Source organism: Prauserella endophytica (genome assembly GCF_005146945.1).
Lineage (GTDB): Bacteria > Actinomycetota > Actinomycetes > Mycobacteriales > Pseudonocardiaceae > Prauserella_A > Prauserella_A endophytica.
In genome coordinates this window covers 1-12,895 of sequence record NZ_SWMS01000006.1, presented here as the reverse complement: position 1 = coordinate 12,895, position 12,895 = coordinate 1, and the positions used below count along the sequence as shown (strand labels likewise).

General features: G+C 70.9%; 11 protein-coding genes. 5 read left to right on the top strand and 6 right to left on the bottom strand.

The genetic code is table 11. From position 1 onward, the window contains the following. Positions 1-102: 102 nt before the first annotated feature. The 3 genes from FCN18_RS12895 to ilvA all read right to left on the bottom strand — a co-directional run bounded on the left by FCN18_RS12895 (position 103) and on the right by ilvA (position 7,323). On the bottom strand, positions 103-4,047 hold the full coding sequence (locus FCN18_RS12895; protein WP_369973644.1) for a ThuA domain-containing protein: 3,945 nt from the start codon (positions 4,045-4,047) through the stop codon (positions 103-105). A 96-nt stretch (positions 4,048-4,143) separates the two neighbouring features. Next, the gene (locus FCN18_RS12890; RefSeq protein ID WP_228713914.1) at positions 4,144-5,205 is read right to left on the bottom strand and encodes a multicopper oxidase domain-containing protein; all 1,062 of its coding nucleotides are present in this window, start codon (positions 5,203-5,205) and stop codon (positions 4,144-4,146) included. Positions 5,206-6,024: 819 nt separating this feature from the next. Further along, the gene (gene ilvA / locus FCN18_RS12880; protein WP_206077882.1) at positions 6,025-7,323 is read right to left on the bottom strand and encodes a threonine ammonia-lyase IlvA; all 1,299 of its coding nucleotides are present in this window, start codon (positions 7,321-7,323) and stop codon (positions 6,025-6,027) included. Positions 7,324-7,392: 69 nt separating this feature from the next. Here ilvA and FCN18_RS12875 point away from each other — a divergent pair, with 69 nt between their 5' ends. Then, complete coding sequence (locus tag FCN18_RS12875; RefSeq protein ID WP_228713912.1) at positions 7,393-8,130, top strand: IclR family transcriptional regulator; 738 nt, start codon at positions 7,393-7,395, stop codon at positions 8,128-8,130. Here the strand turns inward: FCN18_RS12875 and FCN18_RS12870 are convergent. After that, positions 8,096-8,413 (bottom strand): NAD(P)-dependent oxidoreductase, encoded by a 318-nt coding sequence (locus FCN18_RS12870; RefSeq protein ID WP_228713910.1) that lies wholly within the window; start codon positions 8,411-8,413, stop codon positions 8,096-8,098. The genes FCN18_RS12875 and FCN18_RS12870 overlap by 35 nt on opposite strands. Positions 8,414-8,487: 74 nt before the next feature. Continuing rightward, positions 8,488-8,973: an AMIN-like domain-containing (lipo)protein gene (locus tag FCN18_RS12865; protein WP_112268606.1), complete on the bottom strand. Its 486-nt coding sequence runs from the start codon at positions 8,971-8,973 to the stop codon at positions 8,488-8,490. 160 nt (positions 8,974-9,133) lie between these two features. Between FCN18_RS12865 and FCN18_RS12860 the strand changes: the two genes are divergently transcribed. Together FCN18_RS12860 and FCN18_RS12855 are read left to right on the top strand one after the other, a co-directional pair. After that, the gene (locus FCN18_RS12860) at positions 9,134-10,732 is read left to right on the top strand and encodes an alkaline phosphatase D family protein (protein WP_137095131.1); all 1,599 of its coding nucleotides are present in this window, start codon (positions 9,134-9,136) and stop codon (positions 10,730-10,732) included. 261 nt (positions 10,733-10,993) lie between these two features. Next, on the top strand, positions 10,994-11,146 hold the full coding sequence (locus FCN18_RS12855) for a response regulator transcription factor (RefSeq protein WP_137095325.1): 153 nt from the start codon (positions 10,994-10,996) through the stop codon (positions 11,144-11,146). Positions 11,147-11,155: 9 nt separating this feature from the next. Here FCN18_RS12855 and FCN18_RS12850 read toward each other — a convergent pair whose 3' ends face one another. Beyond that, a complete protein-coding gene (locus tag FCN18_RS12850; RefSeq protein WP_112268600.1) occupies positions 11,156-11,977 on the bottom strand; it encodes an IclR family transcriptional regulator domain-containing protein in 822 nt (273 codons plus the stop codon). A gap of 117 nt (positions 11,978-12,094) precedes the next feature. On the opposite strand from FCN18_RS12850, the gene FCN18_RS12845 reads away from it, so the two are divergent. Both FCN18_RS12845 and FCN18_RS40120 read left to right on the top strand, forming a co-directional pair. After that, entirely contained in the window at positions 12,095-12,655 is a 561-nt protein-coding gene (locus tag FCN18_RS12845) for a flavin reductase family protein (protein WP_112268598.1), read from the top strand. A 47-nt stretch (positions 12,656-12,702) separates the two neighbouring features. Further along, positions 12,703-12,895 (top strand): 4-hydroxyphenylacetate 3-hydroxylase N-terminal domain-containing protein (locus FCN18_RS40120; protein ID WP_323808354.1); only part of this gene is annotated, 193 nt, incomplete at its 3' end.

The following is a 12,895-nucleotide window of genomic DNA, read 5'->3' as shown; positions in this document are numbered from 1 at the left end:
TGTGCGTAATCGTTGGTACATAAGCGTGCTGCACCTCTCGTGAAGTGGTACCGGCCGGTGCGGACGTCCGGAAGAGCGCCCGCACCGGCCGGCTGCCTCGGTTTACAGCTCCCGCACGCGGATGTTGCGGAACTCGGTCAGGTCGTTGTCCCCGTGGTTCTGCAACCCGATGAACCCGTTGCGGAACTGCCGCAGATCGGTCGGCGGGTCACCGGCACGGGACGACTCCTTGCCGGGCAGGTTGTCGAACTCGTTGATCACCACGCCGTTGCGCAGGATCGTGTAGTGCTGCCCGACCACGCGGATCTCGTAGGTGTTCCACTCACCCTTGGGAGTCGCGCCGGCCTGGTCGAGCCCGACCGGGTCGAAGTTGTAGATCGATCCGGTCTTCTGTGGCTCACCGGACTCCCCGTCGTAGATCTGCACCTCGTGTCCACAGTAGATCGCCACCCAGGCCTGCGAGTCCCTTGCGGAGCCGACGGTGCCGCAGCTGCCCGCGGGCCGCTGCTCGAGCGGCGTTCTCGGGTCGGGGAAGCGGACGAACACGCCGCTGTTGGCACGGCCCTGCCCCGGTGCGATGTCCTTGTACTCCAGCTTCAGCGAGAAATCGGCGTACGGTTTCGCCGCGTACCACAGCATTCCGAGCCCACCGGAGCTGCGCAGCGACCCGTCCGGCTGGATGTCGAACCGGCCCGACGGCGCCATCTCCCAGCCGCGCAGCGACTCGGCCGTGCCGTTGAAGATCGGTTCCCAGCCCGAGTCACCCACCTTGCCGATGGGGGACTGCTTGGCCGCGCTGATCAGCGCGTCGCGCTCGGCGCGGACGAGCACGCCCTTGCGCATGAGGTCGCGGGCGACCTTCGAGACGTGGTCGACGAACTTCTTGTGCGTCGGCCACGTGCTCTCGTCGTCGATGAGGTCGTTGACCGTGCAGCCGTTGCCGACCTCGTGGTTCTCGACACCCGTGTCGGTGTCCCGCAGCCACACCGTCTCCCGCGTGTCGGGCACCGCGCAGCCGACGTCGACCCTGGTGGTGGTCGTCGCCTTCTCGCCGTCGGCGTAGGTCACCGTCAGCGTGGCCGTGTAGGTCCCGATGCTGCCGTAGGTGTGCACGGGGTTGGCCTCGGTGGACCTGGCTCCGTCACCGAACCGCCACTCGTACGACACGCCACCGGACCTGGACCCGTTGAACGCCATCGTCAGCGGCTTGTTCTGCAGCGCGGTCGCCCTCGCGGCCGGAGCCGGGGTGGCCGGCCCGCCCTCGTAGGTGACCCGCAGCAGCTTCTGGTTGGGGGCGAGGCTGAAGAAGCCGCTGCCGTAGTCGATCAGGTACAGCGCACCGTCGGGGCCGAACTGCGCACCCATCCAGCTCTGCAGCTGGGTGTCGGCACCGCCCGCCTTGATGATGTCGCGCAGGTCCTCCGCGAACGCGGGCGGGCCCTGCTGCTGCACCGTGGCGGGGTCCAGGGTCACGGCGACGCGGTTGTTCGGGTTGCACTCGTCACCGATGAACCACTTGTCGTCCCAGTAGGACGGCCAGGCCACGTCGCTCTCCGGGTCCACCAGCGAGCTGTGGTACGTCGGACCCGACATCACGGCCTGGCAGCCGCCGCTCACGAACGGCAGCGTGTAGGTGCTGTCCTCCTCCTTGTACGTGGGGATGCCGCTGCCGTCCGGCCGCTCCGGGAACACCGGTCCGCCGCCCTGCGGCGAGTACCAGATCATGTTGTCACGCGCGGGCGGGATGTCCACCAGTCCCGTGTTGCGCGGCGAGGTGTTCTTCAGGTTGTCGCAGTCGTACCAGCCGGTGAGCACCGACGCGTCCGTGTCGCTGCGGTCGCGGTAGGGTTGCTTGTTGCCCATGCAGTAGGGCCAGCCCTGGTTGCCCGCCGACGTGAGCACGGTCGCCGTCTCGTACTTGGCCGGGCCCAGCTCCGGGCTCGGCGCGCCGGCGTCGGGACCGACCCACGCGGTGGTGACCCAGTCGTGCACGGGGTCCACGTCGAGGCGCGCCGGGTTGCGCACGCCCATCACGTAGATCTCCGGGCGTGTCTTGTCACCGGGATCCTCCGCCTCGGGGAAGAGGTTGCCCTCCGGGATCGTGTACGTCCCGTCGTCCTCGGGGTGGATGCGCAGGATCTTGCCGTTCAGGTCGTTGGTGCTGCCCGACGTCCTGCGCGCGTCCTGGAAGGACACACCGGCGTACTCCTGGGTCCAGTTGTTGCCGGAGTAGCCCTGCGACCCCTGCGAGGAGTTGCTGTCGCCGACGGCGATGTAGAGGTTGCCTGCCTTGTCGAAGTCCATGCCGCCACCGGCGTGGCAGCAGCTGTGGATCTGCGTGTCCCACTGCAGGATGTCCTTGCGGCTGCTCAGGTCGAGCGTGTCGGTCGCGGCGTCGTAGGTGAACCTGGACACCGTGCGCTGGCCGATCCGCTTCTCCTTGTCGATCGACTCGTACGGCATCCAGTAGACGTAGATCCAGCCGTTGTCGGCGAACTCCGGGTCGAGGGTCATGCCGAGCAGACCCTCCTCGCTCTTGACGAGCTCGTCCCCGCTGCCCCGGTTGCCGAACACCTCGAGCGTGGTGATCAGCTTGACCTTGCGGGTCTCCGGGTCCCACTGGTGGATCGTGCCGCAGCCGAGACCCACGTTCTCCTGGTCCCAGTTGGGCACGGGGCCGGTGGGGCAGGCCGCCTTGCCGACGTAGAACACCGTGCCGTCCGGCGCGACCGTGACGCCGTGCATCTCGCCGTACTGGTCGAGCTGACCCGGCTGGTTCTGCCCGGTGAGCCGCTCTGTCTTGTAGTTCGCGGCGATCGTGGCCTGGCAGTCGCCCCTGACCACACCGGTCGTCCACTTCAGCGCGCCCAGCAGGTGACCGCGGAACTTGGCCTCGCCGTAGCTGCCGACGGTGCCGCCCATCCCGGTGTAGAAGGACCGGCCGCCATCGTAGTCCCGGCACCACGAGATCGGGTGGAACGCGCCGTTTCCGTTCGCCCCCGCGTCATAGGTGTGCTCCTGCACCTGGGCGACCGTGTGCACCTCCCCCACCGGGTTGGTCTCCCAGTTGAGCCACTTGTCCGAGCGCTTCCACGTCAGCGGCAGGCCCTCGTTGGCGGGGTGCTGCCGGTCGACCACACTCACCACGGCCTGCTGCGGCTCGGGCTCGGCGCCCGGCGGCGGGGTCGCGTCGGCGGTGTAGAGCTCGATCTCGGCGAGCTGCGTCGCCGACTCGCCCGCGTTGGCGGTGATGTCGAGCCGGTAGTGCGCGTACGCCTGCGTGTTCTCGAAGCGGTACTCCTTGGGCTGGAACCTCTCCGGGAAGTCCTCGCCGGTGCGCCGGTCGAGATCGGTCCACGTCTGCCCGTCCTGGGAGCCCTGCAGGGTCCAGTCCAGCGGGTCGCGGCCGGGGAAGTCGTTGGCCGAGGTCAGCGCGTAGTGCGAGATGGCGGCGGGTTCGGCAAGCTCCAGCGCGGCCCAGCCGGTGCGCGCGAACGTCAGCCACTTGCTGTTGGCGTTGCCGTCCACGAGCTTCGCGCCGGTCTCGTTGGGCGGGTTCTCGCCGCTCACCGTGACGCCGGCGACCTCCTCCGGCACGGGCCGGTTGCCCGCGGGGCGGGCGCCGATGAGGCCGCCGAACCACTCGGAGCGGGCCTGCGCCTTCGCGGCGTCGCGGATGCCGAGGAAGCCGCCGCCCTCCTCGATGTAACGCCGCAGCGCCGACTCCTGCCCGGCGTTCAGCTCGTTGCCCTCGGCGGAGAGGAAGACGATGCCGCGGTAGCGAGCGAGGTTCTCGGTCGTGAACGACGCGGGATCGGTGGAGATGTCCACCGTGAACCCGTTGCTCTCCCCCAGCTCCTCGATCGCCCGCGCGGCACGGACTACCGGGTCGGCCTGTTCGGCCGCGACACCGCGGAACACCAGTACGTTGACCTGGCTCGCCGCCGCGGCGGCCTGGTTCTGCGCCGCCACGGGCTCTGCGGGCGCGCCGGTGGCGGGCAGCGCGGTCAGCCCCAGTGTCAGTACCGCGCTCGTCAGCAGGATCATGCCACGCCGCAACGGTCTCGGCCGTAATCGGCCGCCGCGGGGCGGGAGCGCCAATCTTCTTCGACCCATCCCTACTCCATTCACTCGTGGTGCGCCCTAGTGGCCTTCGTGGGTGGTGCCGGGCTGCTGCTGTTCGAGCTGCTGTGGTTCCCGCGTCACGTGGTGGTGCTGGTGGTAGCGGTCGAGCGTCTCCTGCGCGCCCTCGGGCATCGAGCCGTCCGCGTTGCGGATCAGCCAGACGCCCGCCATGCCACCGTCGGAGTGGAACTGCACGTGGCAGTGGTACATCCACACGCCTGGACCCACGCCCTCCCCTGCGATCACCTGGAACCCGAAGGAGTCGCCGGGGTTGAGGTCCCGGTTGTCGATCACCTGCGTCGGGTCATCGGGGCCGCTGAGCATGCCGGTGCGGTTGTCGGCCCAGCGGTGGGCGTGCAGGTGGAAGGTGTGGAAGAAGTCGCCGTGGCCGATGGCGATGAACTCCACGCGCTCGCCGAGATTGGCCTCGATCACGGGGATGTCGGGCGCGACGCGGTTGTTGATGGTCATGCCGTTGAACACCACGGTGTACTGGCGCTTCGGCAGGAGGTCGCCCTCGCGGCGCACGATGAGCGCGCCGTAGAGCCCGGCGCGGAGACCGTCCGTGCCGTGGTCGCCGCCCATCGCGTGGTCGTGGTAGTGCCAGTATCCCGCGCTGCCCGGCATCCAGCGACCGTCCTTTTGGTACGGTGCCCTGGTTTTCCAGATGTACTTGCGCCGCTGGCCCGGCTCGTTGAACGACGCGTTGAGCGGGCTGCCGTCGGAGTCGACGTCGTAGTCCACGCCGTGCGGGTGGATGGACAGCCGCCGGTCGGTGTTGTTGACCAGGTCGATCTCGAGGGTGTCGCCCTCCCAGATCTCGAGGATGGGTCCCGGCACGGTCGCGGTGCCCGGTGAGAGCCCGTAGCCGAACAGGCCGCCGCCGATCTCCTCGGCGTAGACGGTGATCCGCCGCGTCACGCCCGCGCGCGCGGGGCGTGCCGTCTCCGGCGCCGCCGCGGCCGAGCCGAGACCGGCGGCGACGACGGGAACGGTGACGCCCGCCGCCGCGGCACCGGCCAGCATGGAACGCCGGGACATCGCCCGCGCGAGGCGCGGGCGGGCGGGTTTCTCAGCCATGGGGTCTCCATTCGCGTACCCGGGCGGCACGTGCGGGCCCGGGGTCGGGGTGGGGAACGAGCGGGGTGAATCCTTGCCGTGCGCGTGTGTCGCTTGTGGACAGAGTGGGTTCGCCGCGGCACGGCGCGCCGCCGGGCGAGCGTGGCTCGCCCGGGTGGAGACGGTTGGACCGCGGGGTTCGGGGTTCTTCGGAAGGGCTTCTGCGGGCTTCTGCGCGGTGGCGGGGTCCGGTCAGGGCGGGGCTGGGCCGGGCGGGAAGCCGGTCACCGGACCGCCGACGGAACGGCGGAGGAGCGCATGCCGTAGTGCTTGCGGCATCCGCGCGTATCCCGCCTGTCGCGACGTTCGACTCACGCCTGCCTCGCCTTCAGCGCCGAGGGTTCCAGGGGGAAAGTTAATTACTTCCGGTGCTCCCGTAAATATCTACGGTCAAAATAGGCGAACTTATGCTGCGTTGAGACAGAAGTGGTACGACGAACGGAGCAACGGCGCGGAGCCGAAGCGCCTACGCCGGTCGCGAGTCCCCCACTCAGACGCGCGAGTCCCCCGCCCAGGCACGCGAGTCCCCCGCTCCGGCGCGCGAATGCCCCGCTCCGGTCCGCGAATGGCGCGCTCCCGCGCACGACCGGAACGAATGACTCGCGGTCGGGAACGCACAACTCGCGGGCCGGAGCGAGGGACTCGCGGTCCCAAGCGGGCAACTCGCGGTCCCAAGCGGGGGACTCGCGGGCCCAAGCGGGCAACTCGCGGGCTCGAGCGGGGGACTCGCGGGCCGGAGCGGGGGACTCGCGGGCCCGAGCGGGGGACTCGCGGAAAGGGTCAGACCAGGAAGGTGAACAGGGGGCTGTCCGGCGACACCTGCTCGATGCGGTGCGGGGCGGCGTCCATCCGCTTGAGCATGGGCTCCAGGTTCTCCGGGGATCCCAGCTCGACGCCGACCAGCGCGGGGCCGGTCTCCCGGTTGTTGCGCTTGACGTACTCGAAGAGCGTGATGTCGTCGTCGGGACCGAGGATGTCGTCGAGGAACCGGCGCAGCGCGCCCGGCTCCTGCGGGAACTCGACCAGGAAATAGTGCTTACGGCCCTCGAAGACGAGCGCCCGCTCGACGATCTCGTTGTACCGGCTGACGTCGTTGTTGCCGCCGGAGAGGATGCACACCACGGTCGCGCCCTCGGGCAGCCCCAGGTCGAGATGCAGCGCCGCCGACGCGAGCGCCCCCGCCGGCTCCGCGATGATCCCGTCGGACTGGTACAGGTCGAGCATCTCGACGCAGATCTGCCCCTCCGGCACGGCCACGAGACGCGGCCGGCCCTGCGCCGCCACGGCGAACGTGTGCCGCCCGACCTGCCGCACCGCGGCGCCGTCGACGAACGGGTCGACGTGCTCCAGCGCCACCGGCTGCCCCTCGGCGAGTGCGCGCGCCATGCTCGCCGCGCCCTGCGGCTCGGCGCCGACGACCCGCACCCCTGGGTGCGTCTCCCGGAGCCAGGTCAGAGTCCCGGCGAGCAGCCCGCCGCCGCCGACCGGCACCACGACCACGTCGGGAACCCGCCCGAGCTGCTCGATGATCTCCTTGACGACGGTGCCCTGGCCCGCGATGGTGCGCGGGTCGTCGAAGGCCGGGATGAGGACCGCGCCGGTGTGCTCGGCGTGCTCGCGCGCGGCCGCCGCGCAGTCGTCGTAGGTCTCGCCCTCGACGACGATCTGCACGTACTGGCCGCCGAACCGGGCGACGCGGTCGCGCTTCTGCCTCGGCGTCGTCCTCGGCAGATACACCCGCGCGCTGACCCCGAGAGCCGCGCAAGCGAACGCGACACCCTGCCCGTGGTTGCCCGCGCTGGCGCACACGACGCCCCGCGAGCGTTCCCCGTCGCTGAGCGAGGCGATGAGATTGTAGGCGCCGCGGCCCTTGTACGAGCGGACCGTGTTGAGGTCCTCGCGCTTGAGCCACACGTCGAGGTCGTGCCGCTGGGAAAGCCGCTCGTTGCGCTGCAGCGGGCTCGGCTCGATCACGTCGGCGAACCGGACGGCCGCCTCAGTGACGTCCGCCGCGCTCACCACACCCGCGTCCGGGGCGTTCTCAGACAACACGGTCCTCCTGTCGCATGTTCGTGCCATGAGTAGCCGCGACGAGCATGGGCGGGACCCCGCCAGGGCGACCGACGGGCCACGCACACGCCGCTGCTCGTGCTCGGCAAGATCACGGAGATCCTGAACGCCTTCACACTGAAGCGGCCGTCGCTGACGTTGCGCGAGATACAGCAATCTACCGGCCTGCCCGCGTCGACCGTGCAGCGGCTGGTGACCAACCTGGTAGCGAACGGGTTCCTGGACCGCGCCGACGACGGTTTCCGCATCGGTGTCCGAATGGCCTACTGGGCGGCCGCGGCCGCCAAGGACTTCGACGTGCTCGCCGTGGTCAACCCGGTGCTCAAGGACCGGCGCGACGTCACCGGCGAGACGGCGTGCTTCTTCCGCGCCGAGGGCGAGCACCGCGTGTGCATCGCCGTCGCCGGGACCCACCACGCCCTGCGCCGCGAGATGTCCGTCGGGCGGATCGCGCCGATCACGGTCGGCTCCTCGGGCCGCGTGCTGCTCGCCTGGAACCCGGACCTCGCCGAAAAGGTCCCCCAGCACGAGCCGCCGCAGCTCACCGACAGCACCGTGACCGACCGCGGCGAGCTGCGCAGGCTCATCAAACAGACCGTCGCCGACGGCTACGCCATCACGGTGGGTGACGCGTCGACGGCGCCTCGGGCCTCGCGGCCCCCGGTGTTCGACTCGGCCGCCGACGTGGTCGGCGCGCTGATGATCCAGGGCCCGGCGCTGCGGATGCCGTACGAGAAGTGCGTCGAGCGGGTCGACGTGCTGGTCGAACAGGCGGAACGGATCACCCGGGCCCTTGGCGGCCGGTTCCCCGCGTGACCTCCCCCGCCGGGTTCACCGGGCGCGGCGGCCGACGGCCCTCCGCCATCGCGACGGCGTTGCGCGCGCACAGCTCGGCCACTCGCACGCGCACGGACCTGGTCGCGCTGCCGACGTGCGGCAGCAGGGTGGTGTTGGGCAGCTCCGCGAGGCCGTCCGCGAGCTCCGGCTCCAGCTCGTAGGCATCCAGACCGGCGCCCGCGATCACGCCGTCGCGCAGCGCGCCGGCCAGCGCCTTCTCGTCCACGATCGGCCCACGCGCCGTGTTGATGAGGGAACGCACGACTCGCGAGCGGGTGGTAGTCCACTGTGGAGCGGCTGTGGGGGCCGTGGCGGGACACGGCCCCCGGTCCGTCCTCAGTGGCCGATGTCGATGACGACGCGGGTCGGCGAACCGAGGGTGAACACGCGCACCCACGACCGGTACCGGGTGCCGAGCCCGACCGAGAGGACGCCCTCGAAGTCGCCGGTGACCGCAACCGCCATCACGTTGCGCAGGCTGCGGGTGCGGAACTTCACCGGGCCCGGATACGTCGGTGCACCGCTGGCGCCGTGTGCGGCCGCGGGTGTCGCGGTGACGGCGACGAAGTGCTCACCGGTGAGCCAGACGATCTCACCGGAGCCGTCGGCGATCAACTCGTCGACGAGCCGGTGGGCGACGGCCGGCCGCGGCCCGCTCAGGTCGAGCACGACGCGGTCGAAGCCGGTGTTGAGGCCGGTGCGGATGCCGGTCAGCACCGGGGTGGTCGGCTGCGCGGCCGACGACGCCGACACCGCGAGACCGCCGAGCAACAGAAGGGTGGCGGCGAGCGCCGCGAGCGCGCGCCGCGTGAGGGTGGTCATCGTTGACCTCCTGCCGGGAGAATGGCGAACGGGAGTCCCAGCGCCGGGTATCAGGCAGACGCGCGGCGCGGGTCCCGGTTGCTCCCGCACCGGGACGAGACGAAGTCGTGACCGTGAACGAAGCACTGCCGGGAACCTTTGCCACGGCTAGGATCCAGCCGTGGACGACGTCGAGCTCGTACTCGGTCCCCTGCTTCGGCATGTCGACGAGTCGTCGGCGACGGTGTGGGTGGAGACCAGCGGGCCGTGCGAGGTCACGGTGCTCCACGCTGGCGCCCCGACGTTCGAGGTGTGCGGCCACCACTACGCGCTCGTGGTGCTCACGGGCCTGGCTCCCGGCACCAGCACGCCGTACGAGGTGCGGCTCGACGGCCGAACGGTGTGGCCGCAACCGGAGAGCCCCTTCCCGGAGAGCCGCATCCGCACGCTGCCCGAGGACGGCGCGCCGTTCCGGCTGGTCTTCGGGTCCTGCCGCAAGCCGCACGAGCACGACTCGCTCGGCACCGACGCGCTGGTGTCCTATGCGGAGCGGATGCGCGGGCTGCCCGAGTCCGAATGGCCACGGTCGCTGCTCCTGCTCGGCGACCAGGTCTACGCCGACGAGACCACGGCCGAGACGCAGGCCTGGCTCGCCACGAGGCGGGACCTGAGCGAACCGCCCGGCACCGAGGTGACGGACTTCGACGAGTACGCCCATCTCTACCGCGAGACGTGGTGCGATCCCCCGGTGCGCTGGCTGCTCTCCACCGTGCCCGTGTCGATGATCTTCGACGACCACGACGTGCGCGACGACTGGAACACCTCCGACGTGTGGCGCGAGCGGATGCGGCGCCATCCGTGGTGGACCGGACGGCTGCGCGGCGCGTTCATGTCGTACTGGGTGTACCAGCACCTCGGCAACCTCGGCCCCGGCGAGCTCGCCGAGGACCCCACCGCGGCCGCCGTGCTGGACGGGCCCGGCGACCGCACCGAGCTGCTCCGCAGGCTCGCCGACGAGGCCGACGACGAACTGGGCGCGGTGAAACACGCGCGGTGGAGCTACCGTCGCCGGTTCGGCCGCGTCCGGCTGCTGGTGATCGACAGCAGGGCGGGGCGCATCCTCGGCGGCGGGCGGCGGTCGATGCTCGACGAGGAGGAGTTCCGCTGGGTGGAGCAGAGCGCCGAGGGCGAGCACGACCACCTTCTGATCGGGACTTCACTGCCGTGGCTGCTGCCGCCGGCGTTCTCGCACCTGGAGTCGCTCAACGAGGCCGCGTGCCGCAGACCCGGCCGGCGAGGCCGCGTCGCGGAGTGGGTCCGGCAGACCGGCGACTTCGAGCACTGGGCCGCGTTCCGGTCCTCGTTCGACCGGCTCGCGCGGCTGGTCGAGCGCACCGGCTCGGCCGACGGCGCACCGGCGACGATCTGCGTGCTGTCCGGGGACGTGCACCACAGCTATTTCGCCCGCGCTCGGTTCCCCCGGCGGCTGCGCTCGGCGGTCTACCAGCTGACGTGCTCGCCGGTGCACAACACCGCGCCGTCGTACCTGCGGCTGGCGTTCCGCGCGGGCTGGTGGCGGCCGCTGGCCTGGCTGGCGGGCCGGTGGGCGCGGCTGTCCGGGGTGGAGCCGCCGCCGCTGGACTGGTCGTGCGTGCTCGGACCGCGGTTCACCAACGCCATCGCGACACTGGAGCTGACGGGACGCCGCGCGGAGGCGTGGCTGGAGCTGAGCGAACCGGACGGGCTCGTGGTGCACGCCCGGCTCCCGCTCACCCCGTAGCGGGAGCCGGCGCACGGCAGCGCAGGTGCTCGCGCAGGAACGACACGCCCGGTGAAATGCCGCGTCCCGAACCACGCGAGCGCCGGCGTGCGGAGCTAACGGCGGCGGCCCAGCTGGCGATGGCGCAGGCGCACGCGGGCCGGGAGCACGAGGCGCTCCGGACGTGCCGGGAGGTGCGGGAACTCAGCGGGCGGCCCGGCGAGCTGCGGGAGCGACCCGGCGGCGCCGCTCACCCGGCGCGAGCAGGAGGTCGCCACGCTCATCGCGGACGGACTGTCCAGCAAGGAGGTCGCCGAGCGGCTCACGATCTCACCGCGCACGGTTGACGGTCTCGTGGAGCGGATCCTGCGCAAGCTCGACTTCTCGTCGCGCACCCAGGTCGCGTCGTGGGTCACCGCGAGCGCGGTGAGCTGAACGGGCGCCTCAGAAGAAGCCCTCGTGCTCGCGGTGCACGGTGGAGGTCGCCTTGCCCGAGGCGCGGTGGCCGTAGTCGGCGCTGATGGCGTCGGCGGTGCGCACGACGAGCGGCGCGATCTCGGAGCGCAGCTCCTCGACGGTCGCCCGGCCGCTCGAGGTCGACGACGCCAGCGCGGCGATCACCGTGCCCGACTGGTCGCGGACGGGGGCCGAGACCGACAGCAGGCCCTCCTCCAGCTCACCGGCGACGATCGAGTAGCCCTCGGCGCGCACCGTGCGCAGCTCACGGCGGAACTCGTCGGGGTCGGTAACGGTGTTCCTGGTGAGCGGGCGCAGGCCCGCGTCGATGACCTCGTCGACGTGTTTCGGCGGAGCCCACGCCAGCAGGACCCGGCCCATCGACGTGGCGTACGCGGGCACGCGGGAGCCGATCGCGATGTTGATGCTCATGATGCGCCGCACCGGAACGCGTCCGATGTAGACGACGTCGGTGCCGTCGAGCGCGGCGAGTGACGCTGACTCGCTCGTCTGCTCCGCGAGCCGCATGAGGTGCGGCTGGGAGAGCTCGATCATCGCGTGCGAGGCCGAGTAGTGCTGGCCGATGCTGAGCACGCGCGGGGTCAGCGACCAGTGCCCGCCCTCCCCCTTCACATAGCCAAGGCTCTGCAGCGTGATGAGGATCCGCCGCACCGCGGGCCGGGAGAGCCCGGTGGCGGAGGCGAGCTCGGCGAGCGAGGGGTTGGGCCGGTCGGCGTCAAAGGCCAGGAGCACCTGGAAGCCCCGCTCGAGGCTCTGGATGTGATCGCGCGAGTTCTCGTCCTTGGTCATCGCCCGCCATCTTCCCGCAGTCCCGGCCTTGACTTCCAAGCCGTCCGCGGTGCACCCTTCCACGTGTTGAACGCATAGCGGTCAGACTGTACGCATAGCGTACCGGAGGTGTCGACGATGACCCTGGACCAGCGCGAGATCCGCAACGGCTTCGGCCGGTTCGCCACCGGCGTGACGGTGGTGACCTGCGAGAACGATGCGGGTGAGCCCCACGGGGCGACCGTCAACGCGTTCACGGCGGTCTCGCTCGAGCCCGCGTTGTGTCAGGTGACGCTGACCCGCAGGTCCAAGGCCTGTGGCTACCTCGACGGCGCGCCGTTCGCCGTGAACGTGCTCGCCGCCGAGCAGCAGGACATCGCGTGGCACTTCGCGGGCAAGCCGCAGGAGCCCGGTCCCCTCTGGGCACAGGGGCCCACCGCCCCCGTGCTCCTCGGCAACGCGGCGACCATCTCGTGCCGGCCCTGGCGCACCTACGACGGCGGCGACCACCTGATCGTCCTCGGCGAGGTCGTCGACCTGCAGCTCACCGACGCCGAACCCCTGCTGTTCTTCGCGGGCCGGTTCCGCTCCCTGCGCGCGCTCGACAGCGGCCACCACTGGGCCGCGTCCGTCGACTGCCCGGAGAGCAGCTGGTTCGGCATGCCCGCCGCGGGCGCCTACCAGCGCGTGCCCGCCTGAACCGCGACGCGGTCAACGATCCCCATCAATGGAGAAGGGAACTACTGATGACAGTCGAGCAGCGTGACGAAGCCATCGGCAGCGCCGCGAACGGAGCGAGCACTCCGCGGAACACGCGCCCGATGACCGGCGACGAGTACATCGAGAGCATCCGCGACGGCCGGGAGGTGTTCATCTACGGCGACAGGGTCGCCGACGTCACCACCCACCCGGCGTTCCGCAACTCGGTGCGGATGACCG

Excerpts from the sequence above, each read along its gene's own strand:
- FCN18_RS12850 (WP_112268600.1), bottom strand. The coding sequence starts at position 11,977 with ATGACCAAGGACGAGAACTCGCGCGATCACATCCAGAGCCTCGAGCGG.
- FCN18_RS12845 (WP_112268598.1), top strand. The coding sequence starts at position 12,095 with ATGACCCTGGACCAGCGCGAGATCCGCAACGGCTTCGGCCGGTTCGCC.
- FCN18_RS12865 (WP_112268606.1), bottom strand. The coding sequence starts at position 8,973 with ATGACCACCCTCACGCGGCGCGCGCTCGCGGCGCTCGCCGCCACCCTT.
- FCN18_RS12890 (WP_228713914.1), bottom strand. The coding sequence starts at position 5,205 with ATGGCTGAGAAACCCGCCCGCCCGCGCCTCGCGCGGGCGATGTCCCGG.
- FCN18_RS12895 (WP_369973644.1), bottom strand. The coding sequence starts at position 4,047 with ATGATCCTGCTGACGAGCGCGGTACTGACACTGGGGCTGACCGCGCTG.
- ilvA (WP_206077882.1), bottom strand. The coding sequence starts at position 7,323 with ATGGCACGAACATGCGACAGGAGGACCGTGTTGTCTGAGAACGCCCCG.